The sequence below is a fragment of the Frigoribacterium sp. CFBP 13605 genome (assembly GCF_014839405.1).
Lineage (GTDB): Bacteria > Actinomycetota > Actinomycetes > Actinomycetales > Microbacteriaceae > Frigoribacterium.
This window is the reverse complement of the sequence record NZ_JACYNS010000046.1, coordinates 1-20122: the sequence shown is the minus strand read 5'-3', so window position 1 is coordinate 20122 and position 20122 is coordinate 1. Positions and strand designations below refer to the sequence as shown.

The 20122-nt window shown below is 73.0% G+C and carries 19 protein-coding genes; 7 read left to right on the top strand and 12 right to left on the bottom strand.

Annotated features, from left to right (window positions below):
• Positions 1-546, top strand: a 546-nt coding sequence (locus IFT36_RS10145) for a class F sortase (protein ID WP_249408567.1), incomplete at its 5' end; no start/stop codon positions are given.
• Between the two features lie 79 nt (positions 547-625).
• Here IFT36_RS10145 and IFT36_RS10140 read toward each other — a convergent pair.
• From IFT36_RS10140 to IFT36_RS10105, 8 genes are all read right to left on the bottom strand, one after another.
• Complete coding sequence (locus IFT36_RS10140) at positions 626-1819, bottom strand: M28 family metallopeptidase (protein WP_200413040.1); 1194 nt, start codon at positions 1817-1819, stop codon at positions 626-628.
• The gene (locus tag IFT36_RS10135) at positions 1816-3084 is read right to left on the bottom strand and encodes a hypothetical protein (RefSeq protein WP_200413039.1); all 1269 of its coding nucleotides are present in this window, start codon (positions 3082-3084) and stop codon (positions 1816-1818) included. Before IFT36_RS10135 ends, IFT36_RS10140 begins: the two co-directional genes overlap by 4 nt.
• The gene (locus IFT36_RS10130; protein ID WP_200413038.1) at positions 3081-3779 is read right to left on the bottom strand and encodes a TenA family protein; all 699 of its coding nucleotides are present in this window, start codon (positions 3777-3779) and stop codon (positions 3081-3083) included. The genes IFT36_RS10135 and IFT36_RS10130 overlap by 4 nt, the downstream gene beginning before the upstream one ends.
• The gene (locus IFT36_RS10125; RefSeq protein ID WP_043593262.1) at positions 3761-4510 is read right to left on the bottom strand and encodes a glutamine amidotransferase; all 750 of its coding nucleotides are present in this window, start codon (positions 4508-4510) and stop codon (positions 3761-3763) included. The genes IFT36_RS10130 and IFT36_RS10125 overlap by 19 nt, the downstream gene beginning before the upstream one ends.
• Before the next feature lie 75 nt (positions 4511-4585).
• Positions 4586-5674, bottom strand: a complete 1089-nt coding sequence (locus IFT36_RS10120; RefSeq protein ID WP_200413037.1) for a phosphotriesterase family protein — start codon at positions 5672-5674, stop codon at positions 4586-4588.
• On the bottom strand, positions 5671-6726 hold the full coding sequence (locus IFT36_RS10115) for an ABC transporter permease (RefSeq protein ID WP_052505095.1): 1056 nt from the start codon (positions 6724-6726) through the stop codon (positions 5671-5673). Before IFT36_RS10115 ends, IFT36_RS10120 begins: the two co-directional genes overlap by 4 nt.
• Positions 6723-7478: an ATP-binding cassette domain-containing protein gene (locus IFT36_RS10110; protein ID WP_056043006.1), complete on the bottom strand. Its 756-nt coding sequence runs from the start codon at positions 7476-7478 to the stop codon at positions 6723-6725. The genes IFT36_RS10115 and IFT36_RS10110 overlap by 4 nt, the downstream gene beginning before the upstream one ends.
• Positions 7478-8509 (bottom strand): substrate-binding domain-containing protein, encoded by a 1032-nt coding sequence (locus IFT36_RS10105; RefSeq protein WP_159827362.1) that lies wholly within the window; start codon positions 8507-8509, stop codon positions 7478-7480. The genes IFT36_RS10110 and IFT36_RS10105 overlap by 1 nt, the downstream gene beginning before the upstream one ends.
• A gap of 255 nt (positions 8510-8764) precedes the next feature.
• Here IFT36_RS10105 and IFT36_RS10100 point away from each other — a divergent pair, with 255 nt between their 5' ends.
• A complete protein-coding gene (locus IFT36_RS10100; RefSeq protein WP_159827365.1) occupies positions 8765-9796 on the top strand; it encodes a LacI family DNA-binding transcriptional regulator in 1032 nt (343 codons plus the stop codon).
• 24 nt (positions 9797-9820) lie between these two features.
• Here IFT36_RS10100 and IFT36_RS10095 read toward each other — a convergent pair whose 3' ends face one another.
• Complete coding sequence (locus tag IFT36_RS10095) at positions 9821-10933, bottom strand: M20 family metallopeptidase (RefSeq protein WP_200413036.1); 1113 nt, start codon at positions 10931-10933, stop codon at positions 9821-9823.
• 166 nt (positions 10934-11099) lie between these two features.
• On the opposite strand from IFT36_RS10095, the gene IFT36_RS10090 reads away from it, so the two are divergent.
• Together IFT36_RS10090 and IFT36_RS10085 are read left to right on the top strand one after the other, a co-directional pair.
• A complete protein-coding gene (locus IFT36_RS10090) occupies positions 11100-11480 on the top strand; it encodes a hypothetical protein (protein ID WP_159827370.1) in 381 nt (126 codons plus the stop codon).
• 35 nt (positions 11481-11515) lie between these two features.
• The gene (locus IFT36_RS10085) at positions 11516-12247 is read left to right on the top strand and encodes a hypothetical protein (RefSeq protein ID WP_200413035.1); all 732 of its coding nucleotides are present in this window, start codon (positions 11516-11518) and stop codon (positions 12245-12247) included.
• Between the two features lie 122 nt (positions 12248-12369).
• Here the strand turns inward: IFT36_RS10085 and IFT36_RS10080 are convergent, their stop codons facing one another.
• The 3 genes from IFT36_RS10080 to IFT36_RS10070 are packed head-to-tail and all read right to left on the bottom strand — an operon-like array spanning position 12370 to position 18337.
• Positions 12370-13674, bottom strand: coding sequence for a M1 family metallopeptidase (locus IFT36_RS10080; RefSeq protein WP_200413034.1), 1305 nt, complete (start codon positions 13672-13674; stop codon positions 12370-12372).
• Positions 13671-17663, bottom strand: a complete 3993-nt coding sequence (locus IFT36_RS10075; RefSeq protein ID WP_307785080.1) for a Pls/PosA family non-ribosomal peptide synthetase — start codon at positions 17661-17663, stop codon at positions 13671-13673. Before IFT36_RS10075 ends, IFT36_RS10080 begins: the two co-directional genes overlap by 4 nt.
• Positions 17660-18337, bottom strand: coding sequence for a 4'-phosphopantetheinyl transferase family protein (locus IFT36_RS10070; RefSeq protein ID WP_200413033.1), 678 nt, complete (start codon positions 18335-18337; stop codon positions 17660-17662). The genes IFT36_RS10075 and IFT36_RS10070 overlap by 4 nt, the downstream gene beginning before the upstream one ends.
• A 151-nt stretch (positions 18338-18488) precedes the next feature.
• Between IFT36_RS10070 and IFT36_RS10065 the strand changes: the two genes are divergently transcribed.
• The 3 genes from IFT36_RS10065 to IFT36_RS10055 all read left to right on the top strand — a co-directional run bounded on the left by IFT36_RS10065 (position 18489) and on the right by IFT36_RS10055 (position 20012).
• A complete protein-coding gene (locus IFT36_RS10065; protein WP_200413032.1) occupies positions 18489-18758 on the top strand; it encodes a hypothetical protein in 270 nt (89 codons plus the stop codon).
• A 70-nt stretch (positions 18759-18828) separates the two neighbouring features.
• Complete coding sequence (locus IFT36_RS16925; protein ID WP_056043030.1) at positions 18829-19305, top strand: Rho termination factor N-terminal domain-containing protein; 477 nt, start codon at positions 18829-18831, stop codon at positions 19303-19305.
• 74 nt (positions 19306-19379) lie between these two features.
• A complete protein-coding gene (locus IFT36_RS10055) occupies positions 19380-20012 on the top strand; it encodes a Pr6Pr family membrane protein (RefSeq protein WP_123571678.1) in 633 nt (210 codons plus the stop codon).
• Positions 20013-20122 lie beyond the last annotated feature (110 nt).

Here is a 20122-nt window from a genome sequence, read left to right as displayed (position 1 = left end):
CCCTCGGCGACCGCGGCTCCGTCGGCGACGGGCACCGCACCTCCTGCGGTGGGCGGGGTCGACGGCGGCGGGGTCGACGGCAGCGGCGAGGTGGTCGGCGAGGGCGTCGCTCCGGCGGCCGTCTCGGTGCCGGCCATCGGGCTGGACGCCCCGCTGATCGATCTCGGCATCGCCGACGACGGTGGCATGGAGGTACCCGTGGACGCGGACGACGTCGGGTGGTTCACCGGCGGGGGCCGACCCGGCGGGCGCGGGCCGACCGTGATCGCCGCCCACGTCGACTCGGCGTCGGGCCCCGCGGTCTTCGCCCGCCTCGACGAACTCGTCGTCGGCGACCGGGTCGACGTGACCACGGTCGACGGGGACGTCGTCGGCTACGCCGTCACCGAGGTCGTCGACGCGCCGAAGGCGGAGTTCCCGACCGCCCGGGTCTTCGGGGCGCAGCCGACCGACCAGCTGCGGCTGATCACCTGCGGCGGCGTCTTCGACCGCGGCTCAGGCCACTACGACCAGAACCGGATCGTCTTCGCCGAGCCGGTGGCCTGAGCCCGGCACCCGGCACCCGTCGCCCGCCGCCCGGGCACGCGGGCACGCCGGGACGCCACGAGGTGCCGTGCCGGCCGGTCTACAACACCCCGGGAGGCGCGGCCCGCGTCGGTCGCGCCAGGGTCGCCACGAGGTGCTCGACGAGCGGCACGGTCCACGCGACGTTCGCCGCGATGCCGCGGTTCGGTTCGTCGTCGGGCTGGTGCAGGCGGTGCAGGTCGTTGAAGGTCAGGAACGCGCTGGGCACGCCCGCCCGGTAGAACGACGCGTCGTCGGTGCCGGTCGTCGGCGGGAACCGGGTGACCAGCTCGAGGTCGGGCCGGGTGGCCGCGGCGTGCTCCAGCAGCGCCCCGCGGAACGCCGTCGAGAACGCCTCGGGGGCGCCGAACGCCTCCACGAAATTTCCGCGCCCGAGCCCGTCGACGTTGAGCACGTAGTCGATGGCGTCGAGTTCGTCGGACGAGGCGCTGTCGACGAAGTGCCGGGACCCGCCCAGGTGCCACTCCTCGGCGGTGAAGAAGACGAGGCGGACCGACGCGACCGGCCGGGCCGCCGCCCACCGCTCGGCCAGCTGCAGCAGGGCGATCGTGCCGCTGCCGTTGTCGTAGGCGCCGACCGTGTTGAAGAACGTGTCGTAGTGCGCGCAGAGCAGCACCGACCCGTCGCCCGTGCCGGGCACGTCGACGACCAGGTTGTCGCTGGTCGCGGCGTCGACCGGGCCGCCGTCGGCCTCGATCTCGACCTCGACGGGCTTGCCGTCGGCGATCCACTCGGTCAGCTGCAGACCGTCGACGCGGCCGATCGCGAGGTGGGCCACGTCGTGGTCCGACCCGGAGGGCAGCGGCTGCGGTGCGGCGGGTCCGTCGTCCCGCGCGTGCAGGTAGGCCACGACGTCGCCGTCGTCCGCCCGCACGACGAACTTCTGCCAGACCATCGAGTCGCCCCAGAGCCCCTGCGGGCCGACGGCCTCGACCGTGCCCCGGCGCGCACCGCCGGTCGATCCGCTCCAGAGCATCGGCCAGGCGGGCAGCTCACGGGCGATCGGCTGCTGCACCGCGACCCGGTGCACGGTGCCCGGCTGCCAGCCGGGCAGCGTCACGGGCTGCCGGGCGACCGGCCACCCGACCGCGGTCAATCGCTGCTCGAGCCAGTCGGCCGCGGCCGCGATCCCGGCGGTGCCGTGGAACCGCGGGCCGTGCTGGACCAGGGCGACGAGGTCGTCGTAGGCGCGTTCCGCGCGCTGCGCCGCGGCCGGGTCGGTGTCGTGGGTCATGTCGTGCCTCTCGGGGACGGCTCTGGGGTGGGTGACGGGGACGGGGACGGGGACGTGGTGGCGGTCGACGACGCGGCCGACGGACCGAGGAGGCGCGGCGCGGCCCCCCGGGCGGCCTGCGCCACCGTCGTGGCGGGCACCCCGAGCAGGTGCTGGGCCACGCGGGCGACGTCGTCCGTCCTCCCCCGGAACCACCAGCTGGCGAACCGGTCGGTGACCGCCTCGGGTCGCGGGCCGAGGACGGGCGTGCCCCGGGCCTCGATCTCGGCGAACCCGCCGAGCCCGCCGTCGTCGTCGTACAGGTGCAGCGAGTCGCCCCGGACCCCCGGGGACGGGTCGGGCTCCTCCGAGTACTCGGCCGACGGGTCGCTGTGGCTGCCGCGCACGAACAGCACGGCACGGTCGTCGGCCGGGTCGCCGACCGCGCGCACGTACCCGACGCGTCCGGTGACGTGCGGTGCCGCGAATCCGATCTTGAAGCGGTCGGCACCGGTCAGCGACACGGCGACGCCGCCGGGCACCTCGGCGAGCAGCTCGCCGACCGGCTCGTAGTAGTCGGTCACCTGGGTGTCGGGCACGGCCGCGACGAACGCCGTGCCGCCCGCCCGCACCTGGTCGAGCATCCACGACTCGGCCTCGTGCGCGCCGTCCGAGGTGATGCCGAGCCGCACCTCCGTCACGTAGCCGCCGTACTCGACGGCGTCGACGAGCGGTGCGCCGCCGGGGCCCCCGGCCGACGCCCCGCGCAGGTGTCGCAGCGGGTGGGCCGCCGGCCGCACGACGAGCGTCAGGTCGGCCCGCACGAGCCCGGTCGGCTCCGCGAACGCCTCGAGCTCGGCGACCCGCGACAGCGTCACGCGGTCGCCCGTGCGGCCGAGGTCGTGGCGGCCGGGGTCGAGCGACGGCGGCATCTCGTAGCTGCCCCAGTAGTCGCTGCGGTCGCGGATCATGTAGGCGATCTCGGGTCCGATCCAGACCCGGTCGCCGCCGACGTTCCAGTCGCCGGAGCCGACCAACGCGCCGAACGCGTCGTCGTCGGCGAACGCGTCGGGCAGCCAGTTCTCGGCCTCGCCCTCGGCGAAGAAGGGGCCGTAGACGCGGCCGCCGTAGGACGAGACGACCACGACGGCGTCGGGTCCGACGGCCACCCGTTCGGAGGCGATGCCGGCCGCGGCGAGGCGGGCCTCGACGGCGCGCAGGTCGACCGCGACCGGGCCGACCGGGGTGACCGAGCCGGCGGCCGGGTCGAGGGCCGGGCCGGTCACGCCGCCACCTCGACGAGGGCGCTCGCGTGGAACGCGTCCTCGGCGTGCAGCATGCCGACGAACCAGGCGTCCAGCCGGGCGTCGGTCACGTCGGCGGGCAGCTCGTCGACCAGCTGGTGCAAGAAGGCCACCTGGGCGCGGAAGCCGTCGGAGACGTGCAGCTCGATCCACCGTTGCACGTCGCCCGGTCGGGGCACGCCACGCTCGGCCGCCCGCGTGCACCACCGCAGGTAGAGCGTCTCGGCCGCGGCGAGGCTGGTGACGACCCCGGCGTAGCCGCCCTCGGCGAGTGCCGCCGTCACCGCCCCCTCGAGGACGGAGGCGCGGCGCAGCAGTTCGGTCGAGGTCGCGTCGTCGACCGGTCGCGTCGAGAGCAACCGCTCGAAGTACCGGCTCTGCGGACCGACGAGGTCGGCGACGGCCTCGGCGTGGCGCTCGGCGCGGGACCACTCGGGCTGCTGCCAGAGGCAGTAGCCCGCGAGTCGGGCCGCCGTCCGGACGAACGCCTGCTCGATCGCGAGGTAGCGACCGAAGGCGGGGTCGTCGAGCGTGCCGTCGGCCATCCGGGCCAGCAGCGGGACCGACGCCGAGGCGTCGAGCTCGGCCGAGCAGCGGGCGACCAGCGCCCCCGCCCGTCCCGTGCCGACGCCCTCGGGCCGGGTCGTGCCCGCCACCGTCAGCGGCCGGTCAGCCACGACACGATGCCGTTGAACACCCGGGCGTAGCCGTCCCACTCCTCGCAGAACGCCGGGGGCGCCCAGTGCGGCGAGCAGTCGCTCGTGAAGACCGCCGTGCGCCCCGCACCGGCCTCGCCGACGACGACGAGCGGGTCGCCGTCGAGGCGGGCGAGCTCGACCGCGCCCGGCTTCACGACGGTGCGGTTGTAGCCGAGCAGCAGCGGCCACTCGGTGCCCGCGCCGCCGAGGGCGGGGTGCTCGGCGTCGAGCACGGTGGCGACGACGCCGGCCGGGCGCTCGACGCGGTCGTCCCCGATCAGCATCTCGACCGGCAGCACGTCGGCGATCTCGGTGCGGGCGTAGCCCGCACGACCCTGCCAGCCCGAGAACGACAGGTAGCCGCCGATCATCAGCAGCGCGCCTCCGGCCTCGACCCAGCGGGCGAGCTCGCGGACGCGGTCCCGACCCGGGATGCTCTTCTCGAAGACGGCGGGCGCGAGCTGCAGCGAGTTGACGCCGATGTCGGACAGCACCACGACGTCGTAGGCGTCCAGCGCCTCCTGCGTCTCGGGGAAGTCGGTGGCGACGAGGTGGGCGGGCAGGTGGACGACCTCGTGGCCGCCGGCCTGCAGGGCCGTGCGCAGCTGCGCGACGCCTTCGGTGTACGAGTGGGCGGTGAACTCGTCGACGCCCTTGGTGTGGGTGGTCGCGGTGATCCAGCTCTCGCCGGCGATGAGGATGCGGGACATGGTGGGGCCTTCCGGTGGTGACGGGACGGTTCGGGACGAGGAGGCGCGAGCGGCTCGGTGCCGCGTCGTCGCCCCTCAGCGGGTCAGGGCGGCGCCCTCGAAGAGGTCGCGGACGTTGCGGGTGCCGACGCCGTGCACGATCTCGGCGTCGACGCCGAGGTCGGTCAGCCGGTCGAGGAACACCGCGGGGACGTACGAGAGGCCGTTGCCGCCGTGCTTGCGCAACATGCTCTTGAGGAAGAGGTCGTGGCTGAAGAGCAGACGGCGGCCGAACCCGGCCGAGGCCAGGCGGGCGATGGCCGTGGCCGTCTCGACCGGCGACGGAGACTGTCCTTCGCCGGGGAGGGAGAAGCGGTACGGCATGCCGATCATGTCGAACTCGAGCCAGACCCCGCGCTCGGCGAGGCTGCGCTGGTAGTCGGGGTCGCTGCCGGACGGGTCCATGTGGCAGAGGACGACCGCCGTGGGGTGGACGCCCTCGTCGCGCAGCACGACGTCGAGCACGCGGCCGCCGTGCCGGACGAAGCCGGGCAGGTGCACGAACATCGGCAGGCCGGTCTCGCGTTGCAGGCGGCAGGCCGCGCGCAGCGAACGCTCCTCCCGCTCGGTGAAGCCGGGCGAGACGCCGATCTCGCCGATCACGCCCGACCGGGGCACCCCGGTCTCGGCCGGGTCGGCCCGGTACTGCGCGACCAGGCGGGAGGCCAGGTCGTCGACGGTGTCGCGGCCCGTGGCCTCGGGGTGGAACCGCTCGAGGTACCAGCCGCCGCCGGTGACGACGGTGACCCCGCTGCGGCGCGAGATCTCGGCGAGACGGCGGGGGTCGCGCCCCTGTCCGTCCGAGGTCAGCTCGACGACCGTGCTGCCGCCGAGCTCGCGGAACGCCACGAGCTCGTCGACCGCGTCGTCGTCGCCGTCGAGCACGCAGTTGTCGCGGCAGGCGAGCGGACGGTCGCGCAGCAACCAGGCGATCTCGGTAGTGACCGGGGCGTCGAACAGCTCGGGGAAGTCGGGATCGGGTTCGAGCCCGCCCTCCTCGATGCTGTTGATCAGGTGCTCGTGCGGCAGCGTGTAGCCGAGGCGGTCGCTCGGCACGGGACCGGTGACCGTCTGCACGTCGACGACGGTGGTCGTCTCGACGCCGAACCCTCCGACGCGGCTCATCGGGTCACCCGCTTGCGCACCAGGTCGGTGAACGAGCCGCCGCGCAGGTTGATCCAGATGACGATGATCAGGAGGCTGCCGGTCACGATGGGCACGATGTAGGGGCTCAGGCCGAGCAGCGTGAGGCCGTTGGTGATGACGCCGGTCAGGATCGCCCCGATCGCCGTGCCGATGACGCTGCCCTTGCCGCCGAGCAGGTTCGTGCCGCCGATGACGACGGCGGTGATCACCGTCATGGCGAAGTCGACGCCCGAGTTGGCGTCGCCCGACCCCAGTCGGGCCGCGGTGATGATGCCGGCCGCGCCGGCCGCCGTGCCGCTGAGCACGAGGGCCATCATCTTGACGAAGCGGGTGTCGACGCCCGCCCGGCGGACCGACTCCTCGTTCGAGCCGATGCCGGTGATGTACTGGCCGAACCGCATGCGCTGCAGCCCCACGATGCCGACGCCGACGATGATCAGCGCGAGCCAGGCGGGGTACCCGAGCCCGAACAGCCGGCCCTGCCCGACCTGGGCGAAGATCAGCCCCGAGCCGATGGCGATCGAGTAGCCCTTCGTGATCAGCAGGGCGACGCCCCGCACGATCGACATGGTGGCCAACGTGACGATGAACGACGGGATGCCCTGGTAACTCGAGAACCAGCCGTTGACCAACCCGCAGAAGGCTCCGACGGCCAGGCAGATGACGATCACCAGCACCGACTCGAGACCGGCCCGCAGCAGGACCGCCCCGATCACCGAGACGAGGGCGAGCGTCGACCCGACCGAGAGGTCGATCATGCCCGCCGTGATGACGAAGGTCATCGCGACGGCCACGATCGCCGCGGGGGCGACCTGCACGGCGACGTTCCGCAGGTTCGTGCCGGTGAGGAAGGTCGGGGTCGCCACCGAGAAGACGACGATGACGACCAGCGTCACGACGAGCATCAGCAGGGTGGACTTGTTGACGCGTTGCAGGGCTTCCCAGCGGCGCTCGCGCACGTCGGTGGAGCCGTGTCCGCGACCCGGCTCGGGGCCGTCGGTGCGGGTGGGGTCAGAGGTCGTCGCGGTCATGCGGCAGCGCTCCCTTCACGGGTGATCATGTCGACGAGCGACTCGATGGTGAGGTCGTCGATGCGGGCGTCGTCGACGCTGCGCCCCTCGTACATGACGGTGATGCGGTCGCAGACCCGGAAGAGGTCCTGCAGCCGGTGGGTGATCAGGATGACGCCGACCCCTCGGGCCGCGACCTCCTTGATGAGGCGCAGCACCGACTCGACCTCGGTGACGGCGAGGGCGGCGGTCGGCTCGTCGAGGATCAGCACGTCGGGGTCGACCGACGCGGCGCGCGCGATGGCGACGGACTGGCGCTGACCACCCGACAGCTGCGAGATCAGCTGGTGCGTGGACGTGACGCGGACGCCGAACTCCTTGAGCACGGCCGTGGCCTCGGCGTGCATCGCCCCGACCTTGAGGAAGGGCCCGACCCGAGGCTCGCGGCCGAGGAACAGGTTGGCGGCGACGTTGAGGCTGTCGCAGAGGGCCAGGTCCTGGTAGACGATGCCGATGTCCTCGGCCTGGGCGTCGCTCGGGGACTGGAACCGCACCTCCTTGCCCTTGATGCTGATGCGGCCGCCGTCGTGCTGGACCGAACCGGCGAGCACCTTCATGAGGGTGGACTTGCCGGCGCCGTTGTCGCCGACCAGGCCGAGCACCTCGCCGCGCGCGAGGCGCAGGTCGACGCCGCGCAGGACGTCGACGGCGCCGTACGACTTGCGGATGCCCTCGAGTTCGACGAGCAGGTCGCCGGTGGTGACGTCGGTCATCAGCCCTCCAGGTAGTACGAGAAGTCGGCCAGGTTGTCGGGCGTGACGATCGTGATCGGCACGTCGACGGTCGCCGGCACGTCGGCGGTGCCGCAGGCCAGGTTGATCGCGGCCTTCGCGGCCTCGTAGCCGAAGCCGAAGGTGTCCTGCTGGATGACGGCCTTCACGTAGCCGTCCTGCAGACCCTCGACGGCCGAGGGCGAGAGGTCCCAGCCGACGATCGTGACGCGGTCCTGGGCGCCCTGGCTCTTGACCGCGGCGATGGCACCGTTGAGCGCGGGCTCGCCCGTGGCGTAGATGTACTCGAGGTCGGGGTTGCCGGTCAACAGGTTCTCGGCCGCCGCCTGGGCGTCCTCGTTGACGTTCTGGCCGTCGACGATCGTGCCGATGGTCATGCCGCCGGCCTCGACCGCGTCGGTGAAGCCGTTCTGGCGCTGGATCTGGATCGCGCTGTTGAGCGCTCCGACGACGCCGACCTCGCCCTCGCCGCCGGTGATGTCGAGGAAGGCCTTCCCGAGCTGGGCGCCGCCGTCCTCGTTCGCCGTGCCCACGTACGAGTCGATCGCCGAGGCGTCCTCGACCGAACCGTCGGCCGCGACGACCGGGATGCCGGCCGCCTTGGCCGCGGTGAGCGCCGGGATCAGCGCGGTCGCGTCGACCGGGTCGACGATGAGCGCGTCGACCCCCGAGGCGACGAGGTTCTCGACGCCCGAGACCTGCGTGGCGCTGTCGTTGTCGCCGCTGACGATCTGCAGGTCGGCACCGGCCTCGTCGGCGACGTCCTGGACGCCCTCGTTCATCTGGGTGAAGAAGGCGGTCTGCTCGTTGATGTCGACCATGCCGAGCTGGAGGGTGCCGCCGCCGTCGGGGGCACAGGCCTGGGGGACGTCGGTGGGGGCCGGGCGGGTCGAGGTCGAGCCGCCGGACGCGGAGCCGGAGGCGGTGGTCGAGGACGAGTCGCAGCCGGCGAGGGTGCCGATGGCGATGGCGCCCACGGCGAATGCGGCGAGGACGGTACGGGTCGTGGGCATGAGGAGCCTTCCTGGGGAGGACGAGGTGGAGCATGCGGGACTGGCGAGGGGGCGATCTCGGTGGGGTCGAGATCGACGGGCAATCGATTTCCGTCGGGAACTGCGTCAAGAGTGACGCCTTCGTGTTTCGAGTGTCAACACCTTTGTGTTTCCGACGTGTAAAAGAGATCCGGGGCGGGCAATCGGTTTCCCGCGAGGGGACGATACGATGACGGCATCACCCGTCGTCCCCGGCGGCCACGCCCTGAGGAGCCCATGAACGCCGTCACCATCTCGGACGTCGCCCGCCGGGCGGGCGTCTCCGCCGCGACGGTCTCGCGCGTCATGTCGGCGTCGCGCCCGGTCGGCCGCGAGGTCGAGGCCCGCGTGCGGCTGGCGGCCGACGAGCTGGGCTACTCGGGCAACGGCATCGCGCGCGCCCTGCGCACCCGCCGCACCGACACGGTCGGCATGGTCGTCCCGAGCATCCTCAACCCGTTCTTCACGACCCTGGTCGACAGCCTCGAGAGCGCGCTGCACGGCGAGGGCAAACAGCTGTTCCTCTGCGACTCGCGGCAGGACCCCGCCGTCGAGGCCGAGCACCTCCGGTCGCTCATCGAGCGGCACGTCGACGGCATCGTGGTCAGCCCCGTGCACGACACCGAGAGCGCGGCGGCCGTGGCCGCGTCCGCCCGGGCCGTCCCGCTGGTGCAGCTCGACCGCCGGGTCGACGTCGCCGGCACCGACTGGATCGGCCTCGACGACGCCGAGGCGATGAAGCTCGTCCTGACGCACCTCGCCGGGACCGGTGCCCGCTCGGCCGCGTTCGTGACCTCCGAGCTGACGAACTCGTCGACGACGCTGCGCCTCCGGGGCTTCCGGCACTGGGCGGCCGAACTCGGCATCCGCGAGGTGCGCGACGGGGTCGTCCTCGGCGACTACTCGGTCGACAGCGGCGACGCGGCGGCCCGCCGACTGCTGACCTCCGACGACCGCCCGGACGCCATCGTCTGCGCGGACGACCTGATCGCCATGGGCGTGCTGAGGGCGGCCCGCGAACTCGGGGTGTCGGTGCCCGACGAGCTGCAGGTCACGGGCTTCGACGACATCGTCTTCGCCTCGTACGTGACCCCGGCCCTGACGACCCTGGCGCAGCCGACCGACCGCATGGCCGCCGAGGCGCTGCGGCTGCTCTCGCTGCGGGGCTCCGACGACGGAGGACTCGGAGGCGCGCGCGTCTCGTTCGCGCCGAGGCTCGTCCGCCGGCAGAGCACGCGGTCGTCGACTCCCGAGCCCACGCCCGCCTGACCCGACCGCCCCGTCGGGCGTCGGTCAGTGCTCGACGGCCCACCGTCCGCCGACGTGGCCGAACTGCTCGACGGCCCGCAGGACCGCCTCGACCGACACGGACTCGTCCACCGTGTGGACGACGGTGGGATCGCCCGGGCCCCAGACCACGACGGGCACCCCGTCCTCGAGCGACCGCACGAGGACCGAGGCGTCCGTGAAGTACGACGCGGGCGCCTCCGAGACCGGGGCGTCGAGCCCGGCGAGCCAGGGATGGTCGCGCGGGGTCCACACGGCGGCCAGGTCGAGGTCGACGCGGACGTCGGTCACCTCGGGCTGGCCACGCCACCAGTCGACGAGTTCGTCGACGTCGTCCCGGACGACCCGCAGGTCGATGCGCGCCTCGCAGACGTCGGGCACGATGTTCGGCACGCTGCCGCCCGACACGACGCCGACGTTGACCGTCTCGCGCCCGAGGTCGGCATGGGACGAGAGCGGCAGGTCGTCCAGGCGCCCGAGCACGGCCACCAGGTCGAGGATCGCGTTGTGGCCCCGCTCGGGCGTGCTGCCGTGCGCGGCGACGCCCGAGGTGCGGACGGTCGCCCAGAGCGCGCCGCGGTGACCGAGCACGACCTGCCCGTCGGTCGACTCGGGGATCACCACGGCCCCCACGCGCAGGCCCGCGAGCAGGTCGACGACGGCAGGAGCCCCGAGGCAGCCGACCTCCTCGCCGGTCGAGACGGCGAGCGCGACGGGTGCACCCTGGCGCAGGAGGTCCCGCACGGCGACGATCGAGGCGGCCAGGCCGGACTTCATGTCCGAGGCACCCCGCCCGTACAGGCGGTCGCCCACGACGGTCGAGGCGAAGGGATCGTGGGTCCAGGCCGAGGCGTCGGTCACCGGCACGACGTCGGCGTGCGACGCGAAGACGAGCAGCGGCCTGTCGGCGCCGACGACCACCGGCGAGACCAGCAGCGCCGTGGGCTCACCGTCGGCCCCGGGGGCGAAGGCGACCCGCGCCTCCTCGACGCCCTCGAACTCCGCGGCGACGCGGCGCAGGACGGCCGCCTCGCCGGGCGTGCCGCTCGTCGAGTCGATGGCGACCAGGTCGCGCAGCAGGCTGAGCACGGGCACCTCGGACGGTTGGACAACGGTCATCCGCCCACGGTAGTCATGGCATGTGTCGGGCTCGTGTCGCGAGAAGGGCCGCAAGCAGGAGCGCGCCTTCGACGGGCTACCCCGCCGCAGGCGACATGGGGATCATCCAAGGGTAATCCAAGGGTAATCAATGGGGTAATCGGGGGGCGTCATCTATGATTCCTTCATGCCCACGCGTACGATCACCGGCCAGCACACCAGGACCGCGCGGATGGACGTCCATGAAGTGGCGAATGTCCTCGTGCACGGCTTGGGCCCGACACTCGTCGCCGCCATGACCGGCTCCAAAGACCGCAAGCTACCCGCGAAGTGGGCTCGATCCGACGGGCCCACCCCGGGTCCCGACTTCACACGACGTCTGCAACTCGGCCACAGGGCGTGGGCAGCACTGGTCCAAGACGAGGGTGCCCACATCGCCCGCCAGTGGTTCATCGGTGGCAACCCCCTCCTCGGCGAAAGCACTCCCTTGACGGCCATTCGCGAGGACCGCGGTCGCGAAGTCATAGAGGCCCTCACCGCGTTCCTTCGAGATGAGCCGGACGCCTGAGGGTGAACGGGGGCACCACGTGTACCGCGACCGGCTTGCGCCTCGTGCCGGAACTCGGCGAAACCACCTACCGCATCGCGAAACCGAGATACGGAGCGCTGTCGGCTCCCGAGCGGACTGCCAGGAGCGCACGAAAAAGGTGGGGGCGCTACGACTCCCTGGGCCGCACGCTCTACCTGGCTCGCGAGGCCGAGTCGGCTTTCGCTGAAGTCCTCTCCCCGTTCAAACGGCAGCTCGGCGCACTCGATCCTCTCGAAAGCGATGCCGCCGCGCTCGGCCTCACGCGAAGCGAGCTGCTCGAACTCGTGGCCGAGGAATGGGGCGAGGCCCAATTCATGGGCATGGGCGCCGTGCCACAGCAATGGCGCGTCGACAGGTGCGTGTATGAGGTGATCGGACAGGGGGACGGGTGGTGGATCGACGTGGAGCATCCCGACTCGCTCTCGGTCCTGGAAGCAACGATCGAACCCACGCTCATCCGTCAGGGCGTCAGGAGTCTGACGACGGCGGTTCTGAGGGGCGAGAACCGCATCGTGACCACCGCCGTCGGCATGCACCTGCGAGGCATCGAGCTGTTCGACGGCTCGGTCGCTCGTGGTCTTCAGTTCGGCAGCAAGCACGGGGGTGGATGGTGTCGCGCGGCGTGGATGCCCGGCGCAGCGGACTCATGGTCTGCGGACTTCATAGCGACGAGTGGCGAGCCGCTCCTCGTCACCGACGAGCACCTCGCCCGCGCCAGCGAGCGGTTCCGCATAAAAGTCTTCTGATGCGCAGCTCGACGCGTTGTCGCAGGCCTGACTCATCCGGGCTCCGCGTCAGTGCGCGACCGTTCGTCGTCTGACGACTGCAACAGCCCGAGGAGCGCATCCCGACGGGACTGCAATGCCGCCTACGGCAGCGGCGGCAGGGCCCGCTCGTCGAGCCAGGGACGCAGCAGCGGTCCGACGGGGTGGCCGGAGACGCGGGTGGCGAGGGCGACGAAGTCGGCCGTGGTCGCCACGCCGTGCCGGTGCTCGGCGGTCCAGGCACGCAGCACGTCGAAGAACGCGACGTCGCCGACCGCCGAGCGCAGGGCGTGCACCGCGAGCGCCCCGCGCTTGTAGACGCGATCGTCGAACATCAGGTCGGGGCCGGGGTCGCCGACGAGCAGGTCGCGGGGCAGACCGGCCAGCCGCGCGCGGGTCTGGGCGGCGATGCGCGCGGCCGACGGACCGCCCGAGGCCTCGGACCAGATCCACTCGGCGTAGCAGGCGAAGCCCTCGTTCAGCCAGATGTCGCGCCAGGTCGTCAGGCCCACGCTGTTGCCGAACCACTGGTGCGCCAGTTCGTGCGCGATCAGCCGACGTGACCCGCCCGCCCCGTCGGCGTGGTTCGCCCCGAAGATCGCGAGGCCCTGGGCCTCGAGCGGGATCTCGAGGTCGTCGTCGGTGACGACCACCGAGTACGACGCGAAGGGGTACGGACCGAACCGCTCGACGAAGCAGGCCATCATGTCGGCCACCTCGCCGAAGTCACGACCGATGCGGGACCGCATCGCGGGCACCCCGGCGAAGACGCCGGGCACCCCCGCGAGCACGACCGGCACCAACTCGTAGCGGCCGATCTGCACCGTGGCGAGGTACGTCGCCGTGGGCTCGGGCTGCTCGTAGACCCAGGTCGTGCGGCCGGACCGCGTGTGCCGGTCGGTCAGCTCACCGTGGGCGACGACGGCGTAGGGCTGCTCGGTCGTGACCTGCACCCGGTAGGTCGCCTTGTCCGCCGGGTCGTCGTTGCACGGGAACCAGGTCGCCGCCCCGTTCGGCTGCGAGGCGACGAGTGCGCCGTCGGTCAGCTCCTCCCAGCCGAGGGTGCCCCAGCGGGTGCGGCGAGGTGCGGGCGAGCCCGCGTACTCGACGACCACCTCCACCGGCTCACCCGGCACGGTCTCCTCGGGCAGCGTCACCGTCAGCTTCGTCGCCGACTGCGCGTGACGCGCCTTGCGCCCGTCGACCCGCACCTTCGCGGCACGGAGGCGGAGCAGGTCGAACACGAGCGTGCGGAGGGCCTCGGTCGGCACGACCGTCAGCGTCGCCACGCCGTCCAGCCGGTTCGTCGCCACGCGGTACCCGACCACGAGGTCGTACGAGCGCACGCCGTACCCGGTGTTGCCGCTCTCGGGCGTGTAGCCGTCCGGGATCGCCGCCGGACCGGTCACTGCGAGACGGCGTGGTAGTCCGCGAACGTGACGTCCCGCCACGGGCCGATCGGGTTGCCGCTCCACCGGCTGCCGACGGGGACGACCTCGCCGCGCATGACGAGCGACGCGGGACCGACCGTGGCGTGCTCGCCCAGGCGGGCCGCGGGCAGCACGACGCTGTGGGGTCCGAGGGTCGAGCCGGCGGCCAGGGTGACGGTGTCCATGCTCATGATTCGATCATGGAACAGGTGGGTCTGCACGACGCATCCTCGATTCACCGTCGACGCGTCGTCGAGTCGCACCAGGTCGGCCTCGGGCAACCAGTAGCTGTCGGTCCAAACGCCGCGACCGATCGAGGCCCCGAGCGAGCGCAGCCACCACACGAGGGCCGGGGTGCCGGCCGCCGCGTGGGCGAACCAGGGGGCCGCGCACATCTCGGTGAAGGTGTCGGACACCTCGCTGCGCCAGACGAACGACGACCAGAGCGGGTGCTCGCCGGCCCGGATGCGCCCGACGAGCGCCCACTTGGCGAGCGTCGTGACCCCGGCGGCCGCCGCCCCGACGGCGAGCATCACGACGCCGCCGACCGCGGCCGTCGCGCCGACCCCGATCGCGTCGACCAGCGCCCACAGTCCGACGACCAGGCCGAGGCCGATGCCGCAGGTGACGACGACGGGCACGATCCGGCTGAGCTCCCACGCGATGCGGGCCACCCGGAGGTGCGTGGCCGGGCGGAAGGTGCGGGTCTCGTCGGCGACGGCGACCGTGCGGCGCAGGCGCACCGCGGGTGAACCGAGCCACGACGACCCCGCCTTGGACTTGCGCGGAGCCGACGAGAGCACGGCCACCAGACCGTCCTTCGGCACCTTGTGGCCCGGGGCGGTCATGCCCGAGTTGCCCAGGAACGCCCGCCGACCGATCTCGGCCCGGGCCACGCGAAGCCAGCCGCCGCCGAGCTCGTACGACGCCACGAGCGTGTCGTCCGCCAGGAAGGCTCCGTCGCGGACGGTCGTCATCGACGGCAGCAGCAGGACGGTCGACGCCTCGACGTCCCGCCCGATCTCGGCCCCGAGCAGGCGCAGCCAGACCGGCGTGAACAGGCTCGAGTAGAGCGGGAACAACAGGGTGCGCGACAGGTCGAGCAGGCGTTCGGTGCTCCAGACCTGCCAGCCGACCCTCGACCGCACCGCGAAGGTGCCCTCGGTCACTCCGAGGGCCCACAGGCGGGTGAGCGCGACGACGAGCACGGCGGCCACCAGCCCGGCCACGAGCGTGCCCGGCACCAGGACGGCGAGGCCCCGCCACCACGCGTCCGTCAGCGAACCCGCACCCCGCACGCCGAGCGCGACGACCGCGCCTCCTGCGCTCAGCGACGCCACCGGCAGCAACGCGACGACGACGGCCGACGCCCCGTAGGCGACGAACCACCGGGTGGGTGCCGGGGGTCGGTCCTCCGGCCACCAGGCGCGAGTGCGGCCGATGCGTTCGGCCGGCGAACCGGCCCAGTGCTGACCCGAGGGCACCCGCCCGAAGACCGCGGACCCGGGCGCGATCGAGGCGTCCTTGCCGATCCGGGTGCCGGGCAGCAGGGTGCTCCGCATGCCGATCGCGCTGCCCGCACCGATGCGGATCGCCCCGATGCGGACGACGTCGCCGTCGATCCAGTGCCCGGCCAGGTCGACCTCGGGCTCGACCGACGCCCCGCGACCGATGCGCAGCATGCCGGTCACGGGCGGCAGCGCGTGCAGGTCGACGTCGGGTGCGATGCGAGCCCCGAGGGCCCGCGCGTAGTAACTGATCCACGGGGCGCCGGCGAGCCCGACCGCCCCGATCTGGTGCGCGACCTGCTCGGCCAGCCAGAGCCTCAGGTGCACGCTGCCGCCGCGCGGATGATCGCCCGCCTCGACCCCCCGGAGGAGGAGGCGCGAGGCCAGCACCGAGATCGCCATGCGTCCCGGCGGGGTCGCGAACACGAGGATCGCGACGACGAGCAGCCCGCCGTCGACCGCCGGCAGGGCGTCGAACCCGCTCCACCAGCGCAGCACGGTGCTCGCGGTCAGGGCGTAGGTCAGCCAGCGCGCACCCGACAGCACGAGGAGGGGCACCCCGAGCAGGGTCTGCAGCCATTGGGTGCGGCGCGGGGTCGGCACCGACCGGTGGAACACGGCCGGCGGGACCTCGTCGTCGACGTCCGCCACCGTCAGCGCCTCGGCCAGCGCGCCGAGCCGGGGGTGCGAGTAAATCTCGGCGACGGTGAACTCGGGGTCGAGCTCGCGCAGCCGGGCCACGAGCTGGGCGGCGGCCAGCGATCCCCCGCCGAGGTCGAAGAAGTTCGCGTCGGCGTCCGGGACGGGTACGCCGAGGACCTCGCGCCAGCGGTCGGCGACGAGCTGCTCGACCGGGGTCATCGAACCGGCACCGTCGGGCCGGCCACCTCTCCCGTCGCCACCGGTCGACGAGTCGACCAACGGCCAGGGCAGCGCGTCGCGGTCGATCTTGCCCGACGTCTTCGTCGGCAGGTCGCCGGTGACCAGCGCCAGCACTGGCACCAGCGCGGCCGGCAGTCCGTCCCGGAGGCGGGTGAGGGCGGCGCCTCGGTCGAAGGTCTCGGCCGACCCGACCGCGAGGTAGCCGACGAGCACCTGGTTGCCGGCCGCCGTCGTCCGCACCGCCGCGGCGGCGCCGCCGACCCCGGGCAGGGCCTGCAGCGCGGTCTCGATCTCCCCGAGCTCGATCCGGCGCCCGCCGACCTTGACCTGGTCGTCAGCCCGCCCCTGGAACACGAGTCCGGCCCGGTCGAACCGCACGAGGTCACCGCTGCGATAGGCGCGCTGCCAGCCGAGCTGCTCGTGCGGGGCGTACTTCTCCGCGTCCTTGGCGGGGTCGAGGTAGCGGGCCAGGCCGACGCCGCCGATGATCAGCTCGCCCACCTCGCCTTCCGCGACCGGGTCGCCCTCGGCGTCGACGACGGCCACGTCCCACCCGTCGAGCGGCAGACCGATCCTCACCGTCTCTCCGGCACGCACCAGCGCCCCGGTGGCCACCACGGTCGACTCGGTCGGCCCGTAGGTGTTCCACACCTCACGGTCGTCGCCGACGACGCGGTCGACGATCTCGGGCGGGAGCGCTTCTCCGCCGAAGATCAGCAACCGGACGCTCTCGAGGGCCTCGTCCGGCCAGAGGGCCGCGAGAGTCGGCACGGTCGAGACGACGGTGATGCCGTGGGTGATGAGCCACGGCCCGAGATCGGCACCCGACCGGACGAGGCTGCGAGGGGCCGGCACCAGGCAGGCGCCACTGCGCCAGGCCAGCCACATCTCCTCGCACGAGGCGTCGAACGCGACCGACAGTCCGGCCAGCACCCGGTCGCCCGGTCCCAGCGGATCGACCCCGGGCGACGACAGGAACATCCTCGCCTCGGCGTCGGCCAGGGCGGCCGCCGAGCGATGACTCGCGGCGACGCCCTTCGGCGTGCCGGTCGAGCCCGAGGTGAAGATCACCCAGGCGTCGTCGTCCGGGGTCGGCGACCGGTCGTCGTCGGCGAGCGCCGTGCCCCGCCCGCTGACGTGCCCGGCCGGTGCGGCGAGCACGAGGCTCTCCGGCCGGTCGGCGTCACGCGGGGTGAAGCGTCCCCCCGCCGAGACGATGCCCACGACGCCGGCCTCGCCGAAGACCAGGGCGGCGCGCTCGTCGGGGTCGTCGGCGTCGACCGGCACGTAGGCGGCCCCGGCGGCCAGGACGGCGAGGATCGTCAGGTAGAGCGACGAGTCGCCCGAGGGCATGCGCACGCCCACCCGGTCGCCGCGGCGCACCCCGGCGTCGGCGAGCGCGCGCGAAGCGGCTCCGACGCGGACGACGAGTTCCGCGTAGCTCCACGCACCCCGCTCGTCCTCGAGGGCCGAGGCGTCCGGGTGCTCGAGCGCCGTGGCCCGCAGGACGTCGACGAGCGTCCGGGGTGCGGGGGCCGCGGGCGAACCGGCGATCACGCCGGGCAGTGTCTGGCTCACGGCCGCACGGTAGGGACCCCAGGTGTCACGTCGGTGAACTCGACCGCGTCCAGGGCCGGACCGGCCACGGCGAGGAGGACCCCGGTCGCCGAGCGCCGGTCGTGGACCAGTCCGCGTCGACCGTCCGTGGTCGTGCCCCCGGGCCCGGGCCCCAGACGGAGCGCCGACATCGCGGTGGTCAGCCCCTCCCCCGTCGACTTGAGCAGCGCCTCCTTCCGCACCCAGGCGCGCAGCACGTCCACGTCGACGTCCTCGGGGCTCACGTCGGGCCGGAGGTGCTCGAGCGCACCGGCCGGACGGGCCCCTTCGACGTCGACGCCGACGGGCGCCCCGGCCCGCACCGCCACGGCGGCCCAGCGACCGCTCCGGCTGAGGCTCACGTGCAGGTCGTCCGACGGCACCGGCACCGGCCGACCGTGCGGACCACCGCACGAGCGACAGGCCTCGCGTCCGAACTCGATCGACCCGGCCTCCCGGCCGGTCACGGACGAGAGCAGGAGGCGCAGCGCACGATGCGAGGCCAGGTACCGACGCGCGTCGATCGCGTCCACGAAGGCCGCCGCGCGGGCCCGTTCGTGCGCGTCGCAGACCTCGCTCGCCGGAGGCGCGCCGGCGTCGCGTTCTCGGCCGAGGTCGAGGTCGAGGTCGACCAGCCACACCCGCGCGCCCGTCACGGCAGGCGAGCCTAGCCGCGTCCGCACCCGCGCCGCGGGTCCGTTCACCTGCCGTTCTCCGGGTGGGGTGATGATCCGGTCGGCGTCCGTCACCCTCCCGACCGGTCCGGGACGCCCCTCCACCCGTTTCCCTCACCCGAGAGGCCCCCGCATGGCCAAGAAGATCCCCACCGCGCTCGCCGAACTCGTCGAGGCCCTCGAGCACCACGCCGAGGTCGTCACGGCGAAGTCGTCGTCGTCCAAAAGGCTCGGTCGCGCCACGGCGAAGGTGCGCCGCGCCTCGGCCGCCTACACCGAGGTGGTGGCCGCCCGCACGGGGCAGCTGAACCCGTTCGTGGACTTCCTCGATCCCGAGACGATCGAGTCGCTCCGTGCCGAGCGGGACCGCATCGCGAGCGGCAAGACGACGCCGGTCGACTGACAGCCGTCCCAGGTGGGCGTGCCACGCTCACAGGCACGATTTCCGCACGTTCGAGAGAGGGGCCGATCCCGTGGCCGACCAGAAGAAGCTCAAGAAATCCGCCGCCAAGGCCTACGACAAGGCCGAGGACGCCGTCACCGATGCCCGCGCCGCGGTCGCCGAGGCCAAGCGTCGCGCCAAGAAGCTCGCCAAGAAGAGCCGCCCGTCGGTGAAGCCGCTCGAGAACGCCCTCGACGACGCCACGTCCGGCTTGAAGGACGCCAAGAAGACGGCCAAGGGTGCCGTGCAGGGCTCGAAGGGTTCGTCGTCGAGCGGTTCGTCGTCGAGCACGTCGTCCGCCACCCCGGCCGAGCCGCGCTCCATCTACACGCCGCCCCTGCCCGAGGTCGACGAGACCACCGTCCAGCTGTCCGACGGTCACGACGCCCACGTCGACCTGCACGCGCAGACCCTCGTCGCGCTGCGCGCCCTCGCCCGCACCAAGGGCATCACGAACGTGTCGCGTCACACCAAGGCGACCCTGATCGAGAAGATCGAGCAGGCCTGACCCGGACGCCGGCGTCCGGCCCCGAAGACCTCGTGAGCGGCTTCGGGTCGGCTCCGCCTCACTAGGGTGAGCACATGACGCGCGCTCAGCTCATGGTCCCGTACCGGTTCGTTTTCGCCGCGCTCGCCCTCGTGGCCGTCTCCGCCCAGTTCGCCGACACCCTCGAGAACGACTACAGCGTCGTCAACTTCTTCTCGTTCTTCACGAACCTGAGCAACCTGTTCGCGGTCGTGGTCTTCACCGTCGGCGGCGTCCGCACCCTGCGCCGCCGTCCCGGCAGCCGGGCCTGGGACGTCGTCCGGCTGATCGCGGTCGTGAACATGGTGTTCGTCGGCCTCGTCTTCAACCTGCTGCTGACCGAGGTGGCCGGCGGCGTGCTGCCCTGGGTCAACGTCGTCGTGCACATGGTGATGCCCGTCGCCGTGCTGGTCGACTGGCTCGTGCTGCCCGTGGGCCGTCGCCTGCCCTGGGCCGCTGCGGGCCTCGGCCTCGTCGTGCCCGTCCTCTACAGCGTGTACTCGCTCGTCCGCGGCGCCGTCACGTCGTTCTACCCCTACCCCTTCTACGACCCGGAGGCGCTGGGCGGCTACGGCCCCGTGGCGCTCTACATGGTCGTGCTGCTCGTCGCACTCGCCGTGCTGTCGGTCGCGCTGGTCGGTCTGGCGCGCCTCGCCGGCCGCTTCTGGAAGCAGCGCTCGCGCCGCTGAGGCGACCCGCGCCTCCTGCGGGCGGCGTGTCGCGTCGCCGCCGCACCGCCACGTCCCGCCACCCCGCCACCCCGCCACCCCGCCACCCCGCCACCCCGCCACCCCGCCAC

Coding starts and splice junctions, on each gene's coding strand:
- IFT36_RS10110 (WP_056043006.1), bottom strand. CDS start 7,478: ATGACCGACGTCACCACCGGCGACCTGCTCGTCGAACTCGAGGGCATC.
- IFT36_RS10125 (WP_043593262.1), bottom strand. CDS start 4,510: ATGTCCCGCATCCTCATCGCCGGCGAGAGCTGGATCACCGCGACCACC.
- IFT36_RS10140 (WP_200413040.1), bottom strand. CDS start 1,819: ATGACCCACGACACCGACCCGGCCGCGGCGCAGCGCGCGGAACGCGCC.
- IFT36_RS10120 (WP_200413037.1), bottom strand. CDS start 5,674: ATGAGCCGCGTCGGAGGGTTCGGCGTCGAGACGACCACCGTCGTCGAC.
- IFT36_RS10090 (WP_159827370.1), top strand. CDS start 11,100: ATGCCCACGCGTACGATCACCGGCCAGCACACCAGGACCGCGCGGATG.
- IFT36_RS10100 (WP_159827365.1), top strand. CDS start 8,765: ATGAACGCCGTCACCATCTCGGACGTCGCCCGCCGGGCGGGCGTCTCC.
- IFT36_RS10095 (WP_200413036.1), bottom strand. CDS start 10,933: ATGACCGTTGTCCAACCGTCCGAGGTGCCCGTGCTCAGCCTGCTGCGC.
- IFT36_RS10105 (WP_159827362.1), bottom strand. CDS start 8,509: ATGCCCACGACCCGTACCGTCCTCGCCGCATTCGCCGTGGGCGCCATC.
- IFT36_RS10115 (WP_052505095.1), bottom strand. CDS start 6,726: ATGACCGCGACGACCTCTGACCCCACCCGCACCGACGGCCCCGAGCCG.
- IFT36_RS10065 (WP_200413032.1), top strand. CDS start 18,489: ATGGCCAAGAAGATCCCCACCGCGCTCGCCGAACTCGTCGAGGCCCTC.
- IFT36_RS10055 (WP_123571678.1), top strand. CDS start 19,380: ATGACGCGCGCTCAGCTCATGGTCCCGTACCGGTTCGTTTTCGCCGCG.